This is a genomic window from Aeromonas cavernicola (assembly GCF_002795305.1).
Lineage (GTDB): Bacteria > Pseudomonadota > Gammaproteobacteria > Enterobacterales > Aeromonadaceae > Aeromonas > Aeromonas cavernicola.
Genome location: NZ_PGGC01000080.1, coordinates 17,171 through 34,874 on the forward strand (window position 1 = coordinate 17,171; position 17,704 = coordinate 34,874).

The 17,704-nt window shown below is 53.0% G+C and carries 13 protein-coding genes and 2 tRNA genes; 8 read left to right on the plus strand and 7 right to left on the minus strand.

Annotated elements, in window-relative coordinates:
* Positions 1–21: 21 nt before the first annotated feature.
* From nqrF to CUC53_RS09190, 5 genes are all read left to right on the plus strand, one after another.
* Complete coding sequence (gene nqrF, locus CUC53_RS09165) at positions 22–1,245, plus strand: NADH:ubiquinone reductase (Na(+)-transporting) subunit F (RefSeq protein ID WP_100293876.1); 1,224 nt, start codon at positions 22–24, stop codon at positions 1,243–1,245.
* A 3-nt stretch (positions 1,246–1,248) separates the two neighbouring features.
* Positions 1,249–2,286, plus strand: coding sequence for an FAD:protein FMN transferase (locus CUC53_RS09170; protein ID WP_100293877.1), 1,038 nt, complete (start codon positions 1,249–1,251; stop codon positions 2,284–2,286).
* A gap of 9 nt (positions 2,287–2,295) precedes the next feature.
* Positions 2,296–2,520 carry a (Na+)-NQR maturation NqrM gene (gene nqrM / locus CUC53_RS09175; RefSeq protein ID WP_100293878.1) on the plus strand — a complete coding sequence of 75 codons (225 nt, stop codon included), beginning with the start codon at positions 2,296–2,298 and terminating at the stop codon, positions 2,518–2,520.
* A 333-nt stretch (positions 2,521–2,853) separates the two neighbouring features.
* Positions 2,854–2,938 (plus strand) — tRNA-Tyr (locus CUC53_RS09185).
* 33 nt (positions 2,939–2,971) lie between these two features.
* A tRNA-Tyr gene (locus tag CUC53_RS09190) sits at positions 2,972–3,056 on the plus strand.
* A 265-nt stretch (positions 3,057–3,321) separates the two neighbouring features.
* Here CUC53_RS09190 and lnt read toward each other — a convergent pair.
* From lnt to miaB, 5 genes are all read right to left on the minus strand, one after another.
* Positions 3,322–4,866 (minus strand): apolipoprotein N-acyltransferase, encoded by a 1,545-nt coding sequence (lnt, locus tag CUC53_RS09195; protein WP_100293880.1) that lies wholly within the window; start codon positions 4,864–4,866, stop codon positions 3,322–3,324.
* Between the two features lie 144 nt (positions 4,867–5,010).
* Positions 5,011–5,895: a CNNM family magnesium/cobalt transport protein CorC gene (corC, locus tag CUC53_RS09200; protein WP_100293881.1), complete on the minus strand. Its 885-nt coding sequence runs from the start codon at positions 5,893–5,895 to the stop codon at positions 5,011–5,013.
* Between the two features lie 100 nt (positions 5,896–5,995).
* The gene (ybeY, locus tag CUC53_RS09205; RefSeq protein WP_100293882.1) at positions 5,996–6,460 is read right to left on the minus strand and encodes an rRNA maturation RNase YbeY; all 465 of its coding nucleotides are present in this window, start codon (positions 6,458–6,460) and stop codon (positions 5,996–5,998) included.
* Positions 6,457–7,500, minus strand: coding sequence for a PhoH family protein (locus tag CUC53_RS09210; RefSeq protein ID WP_100293883.1), 1,044 nt, complete (start codon positions 7,498–7,500; stop codon positions 6,457–6,459). Before CUC53_RS09210 ends, ybeY begins: the two co-directional genes overlap by 4 nt.
* A gap of 52 nt (positions 7,501–7,552) precedes the next feature.
* Entirely contained in the window at positions 7,553–8,986 is a 1,434-nt protein-coding gene (gene miaB, locus CUC53_RS09215; RefSeq protein ID WP_100293884.1) for a tRNA (N6-isopentenyl adenosine(37)-C2)-methylthiotransferase MiaB, read from the minus strand.
* A gap of 293 nt (positions 8,987–9,279) precedes the next feature.
* Here miaB and CUC53_RS09220 point away from each other — a divergent pair, with 293 nt between their 5' ends.
* Positions 9,280–10,443 (plus strand): FAD-dependent oxidoreductase, encoded by a 1,164-nt coding sequence (locus CUC53_RS09220; protein WP_100293921.1) that lies wholly within the window; start codon positions 9,280–9,282, stop codon positions 10,441–10,443.
* Between the two features lie 88 nt (positions 10,444–10,531).
* Here CUC53_RS09220 and CUC53_RS09225 read toward each other — a convergent pair whose 3' ends face one another.
* Together CUC53_RS09225 and mscM are read right to left on the minus strand one after the other, a co-directional pair.
* Positions 10,532–11,224 (minus strand): glycerophosphodiester phosphodiesterase, encoded by a 693-nt coding sequence (locus CUC53_RS09225; RefSeq protein ID WP_100293885.1) that lies wholly within the window; start codon positions 11,222–11,224, stop codon positions 10,532–10,534.
* Between the two features lie 35 nt (positions 11,225–11,259).
* Positions 11,260–14,532: a miniconductance mechanosensitive channel MscM gene (gene mscM, locus CUC53_RS09230; protein ID WP_100293886.1), complete on the minus strand. Its 3,273-nt coding sequence runs from the start codon at positions 14,530–14,532 to the stop codon at positions 11,260–11,262.
* Positions 14,533–15,170: 638 nt separating this feature from the next.
* Between mscM and CUC53_RS09235 the strand changes: the two genes are divergently transcribed.
* A complete protein-coding gene (locus CUC53_RS09235) occupies positions 15,171–16,490 on the plus strand; it encodes a maltoporin (RefSeq protein ID WP_100293887.1) in 1,320 nt (439 codons plus the stop codon).
* A gap of 76 nt (positions 16,491–16,566) precedes the next feature.
* The gene (locus CUC53_RS09240; protein ID WP_100293888.1) at positions 16,567–17,550 is read left to right on the plus strand and encodes a MalM family protein; all 984 of its coding nucleotides are present in this window, start codon (positions 16,567–16,569) and stop codon (positions 17,548–17,550) included.
* Positions 17,551–17,704: the final 154 nt, after the last annotated feature.

Consider the following 17,704-nt stretch of genomic DNA (forward strand, 5'->3'; position numbering starts at 1 on the left):
TAAGTCAGAAAGGAACGATAGATGGAAATTATTTTAGGTGTGGTCATGTTTACCGTGATCCTACTGGCCTTGGTGGTAGTTATTTTGTTTGCCAAGTCCAAGCTGGTGACCGCCGGTGACGTGACAATCAGTATCAACGGTGATCCGGGTAAGGCGGTGACTAGCCCCGCTGGTGGTAAGCTGCTCAGTGTGCTGGCTGGCAGCGGTATTTTCGTCTCGTCTGCTTGTGGCGGCGGCGGCTCTTGCGGTCAATGCAAGGTGCGGGTGAAATCAGGTGGCGGCGATATTTTGCCGACCGAGCTGGATCACATCAGTAAGGGCGAAGCCCGTCACGGCGAGCGCTTGGCCTGTCAGGTCACCGTGCGATCCGATATGGATATCGAACTGCCAGAAGAGATCTTCGGGGTGAAAAAGTGGGAATGTACGGTTATCTCCAACGATAACAAGGCCACCTTCATCAAGGAGCTCAAACTGCAGATCCCTGATGGTGAGAGCGTGCCGTTTCGCGCAGGCGGTTATATCCAGATTGAAGCGCCGGCTCACCACCTGTGCTACAAGAACTTCGATATTCCCGAGGAGTATCGCGGTGACTGGGATCGTTTTAAGATCTTTGATTTAGAATCCAAGGTTGATGAGCCGATCATTCGTGCTTACTCCATGGCCAACTATCCAGAAGAGTTCGGCATCATCATGCTGAATGTGCGTATCGCTACGCCGCCCCCGAGCAACTGGACTGCCCCGCCGGGACAGATGTCCTCCTACATCTTCAGTCTCAAGGCCGGTGACAAGGTGACTATTTCTGGACCTTTTGGTGAGTTTTTCGCGAAAGATACTGATGCCGAGATGGTATTTGTAGGCGGGGGGGCTGGTATGGCTCCGATGCGTTCTCATATCTTCGACCAGCTGCGTCGCTTGAAGTCCAAGCGCAAGATGAGTTTCTGGTATGGAGCCCGTTCCAAGCGTGAAATGTTCTATGTGGAAGATTTTGACATGTTGGCCGCTGAGAACAAAAACTTCACTTGGAACGTCGCCTTGTCTGATCCACAACCAGAAGATAACTGGGATGGCTACACTGGCTTCATCCACAACGTGCTCTACGAGAACTATCTCAAGAACCACGAGGCGCCGGAGGATTGCGAATTCTACATGTGCGGGCCTCCTATGATGAATTCCGCGGTCATCAATATGCTCAAAGATCTAGGTGTTGAAGACGAAAATATCCTGTTGGATGATTTTGGTGGTTAAACCATGCACAGAGTTGTAAAGATCTGGCTAGCCCTTGGGCTAGCCTTTTTCTTGACGGGGTGCGGTCAAGAAACGGTCCAATCCAAACCGGAGATCCATATCACCGGTAGCACTATGGGTACTTATTATTCGATCAAGGTTGCGGACGATGTCATTAAAGATCCAGCAAAATTCCAAGCTGAGGTGGATGTTTTGCTGGAACGGGTGAATGACCAGATGTCTACTTATCGTCCTGACTCCGAGTTATCACGCTTTAACCAGAGCCGTGACAGCAAGCCGGTGGTGGTTTCCCGCGATACTACACGGGTCGTGACCGAGGCAATTCATATCGGTCGTGAGAGTCAAGGCGCGCTCGATGTCACCGTTGGCCCTTTGGTCAATCTATGGGGCTTTGGCCCAGATAAGAAGCCGACCCAAATTCCTTCCGACGAATTGATCACTCAGACTCGCCAAAAGACAGGCCTTGGCAATCTACATGTGATCACCTCGGTGGATGCAGATACCCTACAAAAAGACATCCCTGATCTCTACATCGATCTCTCTGCCATCGCCAAGGGGTTTGGGGTCGACAAAGTAGCGGAGTATCTGGAGTTGTTAGGCTCGCGCAATTATCTAGTCGAGATCGGTGGCGAGCTGAGGATCGCGGGTATAAACGGTAAAGGGCATCCTTGGCGTGTCGCTATTGAGAAGCCGACTGTCGATGCGGGGTCAGTGCAAGAGGTTATTATCCCCGGTGTCAACGGCGTTGCCACTTCTGGTGATTATCGGAATTACTATGAGCTAGATGGTCAGCGTTTTTCTCACACCATCGACCCGCGTAGCGGCAAACCTATCCAACATCGCATGGTGTCGGTGACGGTTATTCATCCTTCTTGCATGACTGCCGATGGGCTTGCGACTGCCTTTATGGTGATGGGACCTGAAAAAAGTTTGGCGTATGCTAAAGAGCGGGGTTTGGCAATTTTCGTTATCACCAAGACCGATGACGGCTTTGACGAGTCTTATTCCGATGGATTCAAGCCTTATCTGGTTAAAAAATAAGGGGGATAGATGCAAGTTTTTCTCATCACCTTTGGGGTATTTATGTTGGTCATCGCAGCGATGGCTATTGGCTACATCTTCCAGCGCAAGACCATTTCTGGCTCTTGCGGCGGGTTAGGCAGTGTTGGGATTGAAAAAGAGTGCGACTGTCCTGAACCGTGTGACAATCGTAAGCAAAAACTGGCCAAAGAAGCCGCCCGCCGCAAGATGCTAAGCGAGCATCGCATTATTTAATACCAAGACGTCGTCTGCATGCAGAGCATGGGAAGTGGGTATTTAGTCTACCCATTTCTCATTTTTTATGTCTTTTTTGTCCCTATCGTTAAGATGCTCACGGATAGCAAATAGATTGAATGCTGATGTATTGTCTAGCGATGCTGTTTAGAAAGAAATTGAGGGCTAAGATGGGCTATCTATTTAGCGAGAGGTACATTTATAACCCTCTGATATGCCTGAATTTTGAGCTTTACTTGTCAAATAATAAACAGTCAGTCATTTTTTACCGCTTATCGCCTGAAAAAGAGTTCACAAAGCTCACGAATCTGGTACTATGCCGCTCGCACTTGGGGAGGGGTTCCCGAGCGGCCAAAGGGATCAGACTGTAAATCTGACGGCACTGCCTTCGAAGGTTCGAATCCTTCTCCCTCCACCATTCAAGTGCAACAATTTGTTAGTAATACCCCGTGGAGGGGTTCCCGAGCGGCCAAAGGGATCAGACTGTAAATCTGACGGCACTGCCTTCGAAGGTTCGAATCCTTCTCCCTCCACCATCATTTAGACAACCCAGCCTAGTGCTGGGTTTTCGCTTTTCGGTCGTAGGCATTCTGCATCACTGCACGTGATCTCTATACCTTTGCTCTACATGGATAACGTCATTATCCAGGGAAGGAATAAGTAGTTAACTTCTGTGCGCCCCTGCTCTTAACTCAGCGACAAGGTGTGTAAGCTTCGCGATGACATAAAAAATCCGAGGCTAACTAGCCTCGGATGTTAGTTGGATTTCCTGCCTATGCGCCTGTCCATCATCTGGCGTGATTACCGCTCCCGTGCCCAGGGATGAGCTTTAGGGCGCAGTGCCATTGCTAGCCCCAGTAGCACAACAGTAATGCCGTACAGTGGCCAGTTACCAACGCGCATGAAGGGCGTTTCACCGTGGGCAGGACGCACTTCGCTGAGTAGCACGCCTGCTGCAAACTGCGGGATCTGGCCGATGATGCTGCCATCAATGTCGGTGACGACCGTGATACCTGTATTCGTTGCTCGCAGCAGTGGACGCGCGAGCTCAAGGGCCCGCATTCTGGCGATCTCCATATGTTGCCAAGGGCCGATGCTGGTGCCAAACCAAGCGTCGTTGGAGACGGTCAGCAGAAAGTCCGTATTGGCATTGACGTTGCGGCGTACCTCTTCTGGGAAGATGATCTCGTAGCAGATAGCAGCCGCGAACTTGAGTCCCTTGGCGATCAGGTTGGGCTGGATTTCGTCACCTCGACTGAAGGAGGACATCGGCAGATTGAAGAAAGGGGCGATAGGGCGCAGCAGATCTTCAAACGGCACGAACTCACCGATGGGCAAAAGGTGATACTTGTTATAGCGATTGCTATGCCCATACGCGTAAGTTTCCCTGCCATCCGCATCCTGCACGCCCATGCCAAGCACGGTATTGTAGAAACGTTGCTGCTCTTCGTCATAGTGGATGATCCCTGCTAGCAGGCCGGTATCATTCACCTTCATTGCTTTGTCGAGGTTCTCTAGATAAGGAGCCATGACTTTTTCGAGGGCAGGGATAGCTGATTCCGGCCAAACAATAATGTCGGCATCCTGATGCTCGCGGCTCAGATCTTGATAGGTGCGCACCGTGGGTGCCAATGCCTCTGGGTCCCACTTGAGAGACTGGGCAATATTACCTTGCACTAGCGCTACCTTTACGGGCTCGCCACGGGTCACCCAGTTGAGCTGCATCAGGCCGTGGGCGCCAGCGGCTAATAGGACGGGCACTGTCAGCCACAGTGGCGTGCGGGATTTCCACACCAACCAGATGGCAGAGGTGCTAAGCAGTAGTGCTAGGGTTATTCCCTGTACCCCTAGAATCGGGGCGAATCCCTTGAGGGGGCCGTCGATCTGGGTATAACCAAACCAGAGCCAAGGAAAGCCAGTCATTACCCAGCCACGCAGCCAGTCTGCCACTAGCCAAAGGGCTGGGAAGGCGAGTAGCCAGCGGCTCCAGTGGCGGCCGCTGAAAAAGCGGGCGAAGACCCAGCAGGCCAGCGTCGGGTAGAGTGCCAGATAAGCGGAGAGCCCTGCCAGCAGCACGAACGCGACAGGTAGGGCAATGCCACCAAATTCGGTCATGCTGATGTGGATCCACCACAGTCCTGGCAAAAAGAGGCCCATGGCGTAGCCAAAGCCACGCCACGCCGCTTGCTTGGGGCTGGCTTTGTCGAGCAGGGCATAGAGACCCAGCAGGGAAGGGATCACCAGTGGCCAGTAGCCAAAGGGAGAGAAAGCGAGCACGGCGATAGCGCCAGAGGCCAGCGCGCTGAGACTCAGCAGGATTTTTGACGTAGTGGGGGATAATCTCACGGGCGGTGGTGCTCGTCTTGGTCAGCAATAGGGTCGAATGGCCGGTATCTTACCTTGTACGGCTGCCAACGGCGAGCCTCGATGCCAGTTGCAGATAGCACAACGCCCCAGTGATGGGGCGTTGTTGATAATAAAGTTGGCAGCTTATGGCAATTCTGATTGTGCTACCGCATGGTCTTCGGGGATCTTCACCTGTAACTGCTGCAGGCGGCGTTTGTCGGCGTGCATGACCTTGAACAGATAGCCATCGAGCTCGATCTCCTCGCCCTTCTTGGGTAGATGACTGAAAGCGTGCATCACTAGACCGCCGACCGTGTCCACCTCATCATCGCTAAATTGGGTGCCGAAAAATTCGTTAAAATCCTCAATTTCGGTCAGTGCGCTGATGGCAAATACCCGCTTACTGAGGCGGCGAATTTCGTCCGGTTCATCTTCAATATCGTCGAACTCGTCGTCAATCTCGCCGACGATCAACTCAAGAATGTCTTCGATTGTGACGAGACCGGAGACGCCGCCAAACTCGTCCACCACGATGGCCATGTGGTAGCGCTCTTCACGAAACTCCTTGAGCAGACGATCAACCCGCTTGCTCTCGGGGACGATCACCGTGGGTCGCAGGATCTTCTCGAGTTGCAGTGGTTCACTGGCAGGGTGGCCACCGAAGCCAAATGGAAGTAAGTCTTTGGCGAGCAGAATGCCCTCGACATGATCCTTGTCTTCATTGATCACCGGAAAGCGAGAGTGACCTGACTCGATGATCACTGGCAAGATCTCGTCCACCGGTTGGGATTTCTCGATGGTGACCATCTGGGAGCGGGGGATCATGATGTCACGGACCCGCAGCTCGGCGATCTCTAACACCCCTTCGATCATGTCCTTGGTGTCCTGATCGATAAGATCACGCTCTTCAGCATCCGCTATCACATCGACCAAATCGTTGCGGTCTTTTGGCTCACCTTGAAAGAGTTGGCTGAGTTTGTCGAGCCAGGTTTTCTTCGGTGAGCCGGTACTAGGGTGTTCGTCGGTCATTTTTGCTCTTGGTTACTCATTGAAAATTGGGGAATTTCACGTCAGCTATATGAGGATGGTGGCCACCAGTTTCAAGCCGATCAACCACAATGGTGCGCGCTCACTCTTCGTCGCTGTGATAAGGATCGGCAAAACCTAACTCCTGCATGATGTCACGCTCAAGCTGTTCCATTTCGTCGGCCTCCTCATCCTCGATATGGTCATAACCTAGCAGATGGAGACAGCCATGCACAACCATGTGGGCCCAGTGGGCCAGCAGGGGTTTGTTTTGCTCCGCTGCTTCTTGTTCCACCACCTGACGGCAGATCACCAAATCGCCGAGCAGCGGCAGATCCAGACCCGGTGGTGCCTCGAACGGAAAGGAGAGCACATTGGTCGGTTTGTCCTTACCACGATAGGTGAGGTTAAGCTCGTGGCTCTCTGCCTCATCGACGATACGCACCGTCACTTCTGCATCCTGCTGGAAGCCGAGGATGGTACCGTTGAGCCAGTCCTGTAACTGGGTCTCGCTCGGCAGGCCATCACTGCTGGCGCTGGCCAGTTGCAAATCCAATATGATGCTCATTGCGCCGTCTCCTTCCCGAGCTGGGTCACGGCTTTTTCTGCTGCCTGCTTCGCATCGAATGCCTCATAGGCTTGCACAATACGGGCCACGACTGGATGACGCACCACGTCTTTGGATTCAAAGAAATTAAATGACAGCCCCTCCACCCCTTGTAGCACGTCAAGTGCATGGCGTAGGCCAGATTTGACATGGCGGGGCAGGTCAGTCTGAGTGATGTCGCCAGTGACCACCGCCTTGGAGTTAAAGCCGATGCGGGTAAGGAACATCTTCATTTGCTCAGTGGTGGTGTTCTGAGCTTCATCGAGAATGATGAAGGCATCGTTGAGAGTACGGCCGCGCATATAGGCAAGCGGGGCTACCTCAATGATGTTGCGCTCCATCAGCTTCTCTACTCGCTCAAAGCCAAGCATCTCGAACAGGGCGTCATAGAGTGGGCGTAGGTAGGGATCGACTTTCTGGGAGAGATCGCCGGGCAAAAAACCGAGCTTCTCACCTGCTTCTACTGCCGGACGGGTCAGCAGAATACGGCGGATCTCCTGACGCTCTAGGGCATCCACCGCTGCTGCGACCGCCAGATAGGTCTTGCCAGTACCGGCTGGGCCGATACCGAAACTGATGTCGTGACGCACGATGTTGGCGATGTACTGGGCCTGATTAGGGCTGCGTGGCTTGATGAGGCCGCGCTTGGTCTTCACCGTCACCTCCTTGCCATAGGGGATGCTCGGCGCCGGTTCGTCATCCTGCTCCAGCACTCGCGACTCCAGAATAGCCAGATGGACCATATCGGGGGTGATGTCGGTCACCTTGCCGCCCTTGAGCGGTTGGGTTTCCAAATAGAGATGCTTGAGGATAACGGCAGCTGCGTCCACTTGAGCCTGCTTACCCAGTAGCTGGAAATGGTTGTCGCGGTAGCTCACTTCGATGCCGAGGCGGCGTTCCAGCTGCTTGAGGTTGTCATCGAAGGGGCCGCATAAGCTGGCAAGGCGCTGGTTGTCGGCGGGTTCCAGATGTAGGTTCAGGGTCGAGAGGTGTCGGCTCACAATGTCCTCGGATCACGGCACTCCCCACCCGCCTCGCGGATGGGGAGAGAGATTAATGGGGAGTGAAGGCGGCTACGCCAAGTTCGTCCGGTACGTTGTCTGGACGGCGGGCCAAGATGTCGCTCGGGGCGGTGGCGACGCGCAGATTCATCTCGCTTTCACCACGGATAAAGGTGCCGCGCAGGGAGTTGGGCATCACTTCGGTGATCGCTACGTCGGCAAAACCGCCGATCAGCGCGTGTGGACCTTCGAAGTTAACCACGCGGTTGTTTTCGGTGCGGCCACGCAATTGCATCGGGTCGAGCTTGGAAGGCCCTTCTACCAGAATGCGCTGGGTAGATCCGAGCATCGCGCGGCCAATTTGCAACGCATGATTGTTGATGGCGTGTTGCAGCCGGGCCAGCCGGGCTTTTTTCACCTCCATGTCGACATCGTCGGGCATATCAGCGGCCGGTGTGCCGGGGCGCGGGCTGTAGATGAAGCTGAAACTCATGTCGAACCCCACCTCTTCGATAAGCTTCATGGTGGCCTCGAAATCTTCATCAGTTTCGTTCGGGAAGCCAACGATAAAGTCGGAGCTGATGGTGATGTCGGGACGGGCGGCGCGTAGGCGACGGAGCTTGGATTTGTACTCCAAGATGGTGTGCGGGCGCTTCATCATGGTCAAGATACGGTCTGAGCCGCTTTGCACCGGCAGGTGTAGGAAGCTGACCAGTTCCGGGGTGTCTTTGTAGACCTCGATGATGTCATCGGTGAACTCGATGGGATGACTAGTGGTGTAGCGAATGCGGTCGATCCCGTCTATAGCCGCCACCAACCGCAGCAGTTCGGCGAAGCTGCAGGTGCCGCCGTCAAATGTGGCGCCACGCCAAGCGTTGACGTTCTGGCCGAGCAGGTTCACTTCGCGCACTCCCTGCTGGGCGAGCTGTGCAATTTCGTAGAGCACGTCATCGAGTGGGCGGCTCACCTCTTCACCGCGGGTGTAGGGCACCACGCAGAAAGAGCAGTATTTGGAGCAGCCTTCCATGATCGAGACAAAGGCAGTGGCCCCTTCGGCGCGCGGATCGGGCAGGCGGTCGAACTTCTCGATTTCAGGGAAGCTGACATCCACCTGGGCACCACGCCCTTCCTGAACCTGTTTGATCATCACCGGCAGGCGGTGCAAGGTCTGTGGGCCAAACACGATATCCACATAGGGAGCGCGTTGGCGAATGGCATCGCCTTCCTGAGAGGCCACACAGCCCCCCACGCCGATCACCAGATCGGGTTTGTTTGCTTTGAGCTTTTTCCAACGGCCTAGCTGATGGAACACCTTCTCCTGCGCCTTTTCGCGGATGGAGCAGGTGTTGAGCAGCAGCACGTCTGCCTCTTCTGGCTCTTCGGTAAGGGTGTAGCCATTACTGGCATCCAGCAGGTCGGCCATTTTGGACGAGTCGTACTCGTTCATCTGGCAGCCCCAGGTCTTGATGTGAAGTTTCTTGCTCATTGCTACTCTTGACTGGTGTTGAAATCGGCTGAGGTCAAATGACCGAGCATTTTACTCTGCAATCGCCAGAGTGCCTAGCGAATATCCAGCTTAGCCGTATGCTTGCCCCCCGTGCCGTGGAGGCCGACAACTCGACGCTCTTATTACGCTAAGCCGCCCCACTGGTGGCGCGTTTCGCCACGCCTTTCACTGTTTATCGCCTCCCCTTGCGCTATCATGGCGCCATTCGGTTTGGCCCCGCCACCCTAGCTGGGGCACCCCTTTTGCAGGAATCCTTTATGGGAAATCAAGTCATGGAGCAGTGTGATATCGCCATCGTCGGTGCTGGCATGGTGGGGGCCGCCACCGCCTGCCTGCTGGCAGCGCAAGGTCTCTCGGTACGGGTCATCGAGACCCAGCTACCGGCGCCGTACGCGCCAGAGCAGCCGCTGGATCTGCGGGTCTCTGCCATCAGTCAGGCCTCGGTAGCACTGCTGGAGCTGGCTGGCGCTTGGCAACACCTACGACAGATGCGGATCTGCCCATATCGTCGCTTGGAAACCTGGGAGCTCGATGGTTTTGCCACCCGTTTTAACGCCGCCGATCTTGGCCTGCCCCAGCTTGGCTACATCATCGAGAACCGGCTGGTGCAGCTTGCCTTGCTCAAACGAATGGAAGATTTTCCCACCATCCAGACCCACACCCCGGCGGCGGTGACGAGCCTGCGCCAGAGTGCCGACGAGGCGGTGCTGATGTTGGATGATGGCACCGAGCTGGCGGCCCGCTGGGTGCTGGCGTGCGACGGTGCCGAATCCCATACCCGCAAGCTGGCGGGTATCGGTGTATCGCGTTTTGAGTACCGCCAGCACTGCATGTTGATCAATATCGACACCGACTTTGCGCAGCAAGATATCACTTGGCAACAGTTCACCCCGAGCGGTCCGCGCGCCTTCCTGCCACTGCCCGGCCAGCATGGTTCGTTGGTATGGTATGACAGCCCTACCCGGATTCAAGCGCTGGCCGCCATGAGTAACGAAGGGCTGGCCGCCGAAGTGCGCCGCCACTTCCCGAGCCGCCTCGGCAGTTTTACCGTCACCGGCAAGGGGAGCTTCCCACTGGTGCGCCGCCACGCCAACGACTACCACGCTGGTCGGATAGTGCTACTCGGCGATGCCGCCCACACCATCAACCCGCTGGCGGGGCAGGGGGTTAACCTTGGCTTCAAGGATGTGGCCTGCTGGGCTGAGTTATTACAAGGGGCAGGCGATGACTGGCATCAGCTGGCGCTGGCTGAGCGTTACCAGCGGCGCCGGCGCCCTGACAATCTGCTGATGCAGTCGGGGATGGATCTCTTCTACGGGGTGTTCAGTAACGAGATAGGCCCCCTCAAGCTGGCCCGCAATCTTGCCCTTAATCTGGCTGACAAGGCGGGCCCACTCAAAGAGATGGCGCTGCGCTACGCACTGGGATTGCTGTAATGCCGGTGCCGCCACGCTGGTGGTGAGTGACCTCTTTGAGGCGTCGCACATAACTCGATCGGCAGGATTGTATTGAGCCGGATCGGCGTTAAGAGTGCGCTTGTGCCAGTAAGCGATCGGGGCGGTTGGTGAAGATACCATCTACCCCTTGCTGGGCTAATCGCTGCTGATCGAGGGGATGATCAACGGTATAGACCAGGACCTGTAATCCTCTAGCATGAGCATCATCAATCAGGGCTTGGTCGATAAAGTCCACATCACAATTGATAGACCAAGCCCCTAACTCTTCTGCAAACTGCGCCAACGTAAGCGGCAGACTCGCAGTGAGGGCGCCAAGACGAATCTCGGGCCTAGCTTTGGCGAAGCGAGCTAATTCAGGATGATGAAACGAGGAAACGACCCACTGCTCGGGGGTAAAGCCAAGTTCTGCCTCAGCTCGCTGAGTCAAGGCCGCAACAGCCTTGGCAGTATTGACCCCTTTAAGTTCGATATGCAGTTCACAGCGCCCGGTAATAAGCGCCATGACCTGCCACAGGGTAGGAATAGCCTCCCCCTCTCCTGCATTCAAACTGGCGAGATAGCTTTGCGAGTGCTCGCTTAGCACCCCCTCGCCATCACTACAGCGCTCAAGCCGTCGGTCGTGAAACACCCAGAGTTCACCATCAGCTTCCTGCACGTCGATCTCGATAGCCTCCACCCCTAGCGACAAGGCGATGGTCATCGCCTTGAGGGTATTTTCTGGGGCCAAGCCGCTGGCACCACGATGGGCGATGATTTTCATTGCAAACTCCTTCTGGTTGGCCAATAGGCAGGTCCTTAGCTGCGGCTCATTCGAATGTCTATCTGTTGGTGCGGTAATGTCAGGCCCTTGAGCCTGAGCTTTTCGAGTACCAAGGAGTGAACTTCATGGGTAATCGGCATGCGATGATCCATGTTGTTGACATAGAGACGGATCTCGTAAATCAAGGCCGAGTCAGTAAATTCAATCAAGAATACTTCGGGGATCGGGTTCTCCAACACCAAAGATGAGGCTTTTACTGAGTCCTCTAAGATTTGCTGGATCTCCGCTGGCTGCTCGGTTAACCCAATGCGAATTTTCAGCCTGACCCGGGTAATGGCGTCTGACAGTGACCAGTTAATAAACTGTTCGGTGATAAACGCCTTATTGGGGACGATGATCTCTTTTCTGTCCCAATCCACGATGGTTGTTGCTCGGGTCTTGATTTTGGTCACCGTGCCCGTCAGCTCACGAATGGTGACGGTATCGCCCAGCCGGATCGGTTTTTCGAACAAAATAATCAGACCTGACACAAAGTTGGCAAAAATCTCCTGCAGACCAAAACCTAGCCCCACCGAGAGCGCAGCAACTAGCCACTGGGTTTTTGACCAATCAATGCCGAGCATCGAAAAGCCAGTCAAGGTGCCGATCAGAATCACCATATATTTGCTGATGGTGGTCAGGGCAAAGCCGGTGCCAGGTGAAAGGCTTAAGTGCTGAAGTAAGGTGAGCTCCATTAAGCCCGGTAGGTTACGTGCCGTCACCACACTCAAGATAAAGATAAAGACCGTTAGCATTAAATCTTGCAAGGTGATGGCTGAAAGGTGCTCAATCCCGCCGATTTTACTGCTTACTTGCCAGATATTGATGTTGCTGAGAAAGCTGAACGCGGAGTTGAGCTCAGACCATTGCACCACCACCAGCATGGTAAACCCCAACATGAGCAAGGTACGGATCAACCCCAGTGACTGGGCACTGATGGTATCGAGATCCAGCTCAGTATCCTCTATCACCACATCGGCGATGTCGGCGCTAGCGTCATCTTCTCTGCCCCGCAGAGCGAGGGTTTCAGCCCGCCGGTTTTTAGCCCGTTCAAATGCCAGTCGACGACGCTGGATCAGCATCCAGCGATGGGCAAGATAGTAAATAAGCAGGCAACCCAAGCCCATCAGCAAGCTCAACTCCAGCTGACGTAACAGGGTGCGAGATGTATAAAAATAGCCAAACAGTGTTCCCATCACCGCCAACAACGGGGCGAGCATCAGGCCATTCCAAACGAAATGGTGCAGCAGGTGGGGTTTGTTCATATTGGCTTGCCCCCAGGTTAAGGGCATTCGCTCTCGGTTAAGGCGAACAAAAAACAGCAATACCCATAGGGCGCCGATGATGAATGCCATTCTGCCGATCGAGTCGTAAAACGCATGTTCCTGATAGCTGTTAGCCATGCCTTGTACAAAAAAACTCGGGATAAGGACCATTAACAGGGTGCGAAACTGCCCCCAAACCCGCTCTACCCGCTCTTTTTGCCAGCGAAAATGAAGGATCAGTATCCCTTTATCTAGCGTCAAATGGCGTGCTACCAGCAGTGCTAGCAGCAAGAACAATATCTCCCCAAACCCCTGTGCCACTGCTCGTGCAAAGGGATATTGCCACGCCCCATCAAACAGGCTATGAAGCATGATCACCATGGCAGGCAGAGGAAGAGACGCCAGTAAGGCACGCAGTAGTAAGCGACTGGTCAAACTAAATTTGTCTTGGGTGACCTTACCAATTAGCGGGGCAATATCTTGGCTGTATTGCACCAGATGGCGGGCAAGTTTGAACCAGCACCAACTCAGCACTAGCAGTCCCAGCCCCGCGATTGTCAGCGTTAGGGGGTTATTATCGGCGAGCGCCTGTGGCAGTTCCCGCCAGTTATCCAAACTAAAAGCTAAATTCAAGGCGGCGGGAACCCCGAGTAATACTGCGGGGGTGAGGGGCCTTACGTCGGGCATCCAAAATAAGTGGCGTGCACTCAGATCGCGGATCTCATCGATCTTGCTGTTTCGGCGACTGTACTGCAGCTTAAGTCTGGTCTGCTCTTGGATCAGTGTGTCTGAGGCTTCATTGAATCTGGTGAGCAGCTGGCGGCGTGCTTTCAACAGGTTATCAAGCACCATCTGCTGTGGGCGGTCGAGAATGGTGTCCTCATCCAACAGATCCTGCTGCGCCTGTTCGGGGTTTTTTAACCACTCCAGCTCCACGTCGTACTGATATTTCACCATTCTTGCTTGGACGATGGCGGACTCGAGTTTATCCAGTGGAAAATAGGCGGGTAAGTCGGCCAGCTTGTTACGCAAATTTTCACCAAACGCATTGCTGATTTGCAGCCACTCCAGTTGTTCGCGGACTGAATCGTCTAACAAATTGAGGTGAGACAGGCTTTGATCCACCTCCCATTGGTCATCCTGTACGCGTTCGATATCTGCCTCTAGTGCCCCCAGTTCGATCGATAACGCTTGGTTGTTCTGTTGCAGCTCCTGCAAGACTGGGACGTCGGACGTTAGCTGCTTACGCAAGCGCTCGCTCTCGGCTAATGCCCTATCCGTTTTTTCTCGGCGCAGCTGGTTTTGGTAAATCATCAGGTTCGACTGCCACTCATCCTCATCCGTGATGGCTAAATTGAGGTCTTGTAACTTGAGTTTGCCAAGGTCTTTACGCTGCTGAGCCGAGAGCTGTTCCAGCTCTAACATCTGGATGCGGTCCGACAGGCTACGTTCCTTCATGCGGGTCAGCAGTAGCTGTGCCTCTAGCAAGCGATCCGCTTCACTAACAATGCTTGGCCGCTCAAGTTGAGCCCGGGTGGCTTGTAGTTGCTTGCGCAGATCATCGATTCGCTGATGGTACTCTTGGCCGGTATTTTTTATCTGGCTAAGGTTGTCCATCACCCCTTGCCGTTCTTTACGCAGATTAAGTAGGCGGTTATTACTCAAGCCAATTGCTTGGCGTAATGCCTCTTCTTGAAGGCTAGTGAGCGCTGGTCTGGTTCTGGGTTGATAGTCATGCAGCCGATCTTTAAGGGTGGTCGACTCCTTGGGGTAATCGATCATGACCTGTTGATAGACCTTGCTCTGTTCACGGTAGCGTTCCGCCTCTTTAGCCAGCTGTAACGCTTGCTGATAAGTTTCCCGTAATTTTTGATTTTCAGGGGTGTCACTCTTGGGAACGCTTTGTAAGAGCTCTTCAGTCTGAGTGATCACATTCTCTGCGTGAAGTGATAGGGGCAGAATGACTAACAGGGCGATAAAGCGAACAAACAAGCGATGTAACATAAAGCTCGTTTCCGTGTTGGAGGCGTGCATTGAAGGTTAGCGTTAGCCTAAAGCAGTGCTTGGTAACGGTAAAGAGGGCGGGTGGGGTAGCAACATACAAATCTGAGCCGGAACAATGGCCTCACGAGAGCAGGCCAATAGTGCGCGGTCATCTGCCTAACGAATCCAGCCCCATGGGCAGCGAGGGTTGTGCCTGTTAGGGCCTGCTACGTTAACGAGATGATCACTACCGCTGTGGGATTACGCGGCGCGGATGGTGCGTGTCGAAGAGGCTGCTAACACTCGATGGCGTGCTGATCGGTCTGCCGATAGTCGCTATCTATGGCGTTGCTATTGATGAGCTAAAAACTTAAATCTCGATGCAAATTAATGTCTGATAGCGGTTTCATCTTTCTACAATTGCTTATTTAATTTTTATTTTATTCATTAATATCACTTTTTTATCTTTTTTTAATTTCTTGCACCTTTTTTGTTGTTGGGTGTGAGATTTATCGCTGTTTTGTGAATTGGCTCATATCTGTATATCGGAGGGCTCCTTATAATCAAACGCGGTCGTCACAAGCTTAATTAGCCAGCGACCTGCCCAGCTTTAAACTCAAGATTGCACTCCTCACAACGGGAAAATAAGGAATATGACAATGAAAATGAAGTGGCTCCCGATTGCTGCAGCTGTTACTGCCGCCCTGGCTTCTCAAGCTGTCTTTGCCGTGGATTTCCACGGTTACTTCCGTTCCGGTGTCGGGGTTTCCGATAACGGTGATATGCAGACTATGAACAAGTTCCGTGTAGGTCGTCTTGGTAATGAAGCTGAAACTTATTCTGAAGTTCAGTTAGGCCAAGAGCTCTACAACAAGAACAACCAGACTTTTTACGTCGATTCGATGTTTGCAATGGTCGCTAATCAGCAGGGCCGTGATTGGGAAGGTACGGGCGACAACAGTGCCGAATTCGCTCTGCGCCAGTTCAACGTACAGGCCAAAAACCTGTTTGGTGGTAATGAAACCTTTTGGGCGGGAAAACGTTACTACCAGCGTCATGACATTCATATCTCCGATACCTACTACTGGGATGTTTCTGGTGCAGGTGCAGGGGTAGAAAATATCGAAGTAGGTCCTGGTAAGCTGTCTGTTGCCGTAGTTCGTAACGATCCATGGGATGCTATCTATAAAGGCGACACCGAGGCCAACACTCAATATCGCCTTGATGCAAATGGTAATTTCGTGCTGGATGACAAAGGTAACAAGATCAAAATTGATGATCGTGTAAATACCAACACTTTCGATATCCGTTACGCTGGTATTCCACTTTGGACCGATGCATCTCTTGAAGTGGGTTATGACTATGCAATGGCAAACTTGACTGATGAGCAAGAGCGCCAGAATCCTGACTACAAAGACGGTCACATGTTCACAGCTGAGCTGACTCAGTCCATGCTGGGTGGCTTCAATAAGACCGTAGCTCAATATTTCCTTGATGGTCTTGCTAAGCAAGGCGTTGATTATGGTGCCGGTTCAGGTAATGGTCTGAGTCAAGCAGCATCAAGCGGAGATGGTTTCCGTTTGATTAACTGGGGTGTGTTACCGGTCGGCGATAAGGTCGAGTTTGGTCATCAAATTCTTTACGCTCAAGCCAATGGTCTGGACAAAGACACTACCGACATGGATACCTTCTCTGCCGTTGTTCGTCCAATGTATAAGTGGAACGATGTGATGAAGACGATCGCAGAGATCGGCTACTTTAACGACAATAAAGACGCGGGTGGTGTAAAGACCAACTCTAACGGAGCTAAATACACCTTGGCTCAGGCTTGGTCTGCAGGCCCCGGCTTCTGGGCTCGTCCGGAAATTCGTGTATTCGCTTCTTATATGCAAGAAGATGGTAATTTCCGCGAAAACAGCAATGGTGTGAAAGAAGATGACGCTTGGAACGTTGGTGTCCAAGCTGAAGCTTGGTGGTAATCTCACCTGCATCGAATATCAATCGCCCCCGCATGTCGGGGGCTCTTTTTTTCAAGATGGCGTGTAGGACATCCCAATGAAATATACCAAAATAGCCTTGGCGGTTTTTTGTTCCACTTTAATAACAGCGTGTGCGTCTCTTGAAACCGCAGTGGCACCCACTCAAGCATTCAAACAAATTTTGAATAGTCGTGAACAAGCGACTCAACAACTGAATAACGCCTCAGTGTGTTGCAGTCATATCAGTAAATTACAGTATCAGCCGTTGGCGGCTGGCAAGGCACAGTTAGTCGCCATTGATGGCAATTCACCCGTATTTGCGTTTCCAGAAGGAAACAGTTATTACGCCGCATTTAAATTACCCACTCACTCGGGCGATCTGAAAATTACCGTGGCTGGCCTGATCGACCAGACCGTATTTAATCCATCGGTATTATTACTCGACGCGCAATTCAACGTTACGCGAACCATTGGCGCGGATATTATTAGCTATCAGCCAGCGCGGCTGTTAGATGGGGACAGAGTGGAAGGCGTGTTTACGGTCGATCGCTCTTATGTGGGTAATCCGAATAATGAAACCTATATGGTGATCTATACCACTCAGGCGACGTTGGCTGACGAGACTCAAATAATGAGCCCTTCTAAGATGATGGCCAAGGCGATGAGTGTGCAAGATTATGGGGCGAAAGATCCTCTTATTCCGCATTCCGCGTGGGGGGTTGTCAACGTTGAGGTTGAAGATACGAGCGCCACAGTAATAGGCGACAACTTTTACAAGCCGGTTTATCAGGATGCCATAACGGCGAATGCCCCGGTCGTCGATCCTGCGCCAAACAAGCTGGTTGTGCCGGCCGCCGTCGCGGTAACCAAACCGGTGGTGACACAGATGCCTCCTGCTATGTTAAGTGATAGTGAGGCCTTTTATCATGAGCAGATTAAGAAATCAGTGAGTGCCGGTGACATCGATAAGGCGATGCAGTTGGTGGGGGAGGCAGAACGAGCAGGCTCGCGCAATGCAAAAGCAGTGTTTATTGATGCCGTGAAGCGTTCTCAGAAATAACCGCTTAGCGTTTATCATTGTTCTTATTTTTTGAAGACCTCCTACATAATATGGAGGTCTTTTTACTACCATTAGTACGAGCATGAATATCCGACGATAATATAACCAGTTACGTTAGGTTACATTTAATTTCATGGCGCAACCTTTGGGGGTG

Coding starts and splice junctions, on each gene's coding strand:
- nqrF (WP_100293876.1), top strand. CDS start 22: ATGGAAATTATTTTAGGTGTGGTCATGTTTACCGTGATCCTACTGGCC.
- CUC53_RS09170 (WP_100293877.1), top strand. CDS start 1,249: ATGCACAGAGTTGTAAAGATCTGGCTAGCCCTTGGGCTAGCCTTTTTC.
- nqrM (WP_100293878.1), top strand. CDS start 2,296: ATGCAAGTTTTTCTCATCACCTTTGGGGTATTTATGTTGGTCATCGCA.
- corC (WP_100293881.1), bottom strand. CDS start 5,895: ATGACCGACGAACACCCTAGTACCGGCTCACCGAAGAAAACCTGGCTC.
- ybeY (WP_100293882.1), bottom strand. CDS start 6,460: ATGAGCATCATATTGGATTTGCAACTGGCCAGCGCCAGCAGTGATGGC.
- miaB (WP_100293884.1), bottom strand. CDS start 8,986: ATGAGCAAGAAACTTCACATCAAGACCTGGGGCTGCCAGATGAACGAG.
- CUC53_RS09220 (WP_100293921.1), top strand. CDS start 9,280: ATGGAGCAGTGTGATATCGCCATCGTCGGTGCTGGCATGGTGGGGGCC.
- CUC53_RS09225 (WP_100293885.1), bottom strand. CDS start 11,224: ATGAAAATCATCGCCCATCGTGGTGCCAGCGGCTTGGCCCCAGAAAAT.
- mscM (WP_100293886.1), bottom strand. CDS start 14,532: ATGTTACATCGCTTGTTTGTTCGCTTTATCGCCCTGTTAGTCATTCTG.
- CUC53_RS09235 (WP_100293887.1), top strand. CDS start 15,171: ATGAAAATGAAGTGGCTCCCGATTGCTGCAGCTGTTACTGCCGCCCTG.
- CUC53_RS09240 (WP_100293888.1), top strand. CDS start 16,567: ATGAAATATACCAAAATAGCCTTGGCGGTTTTTTGTTCCACTTTAATA.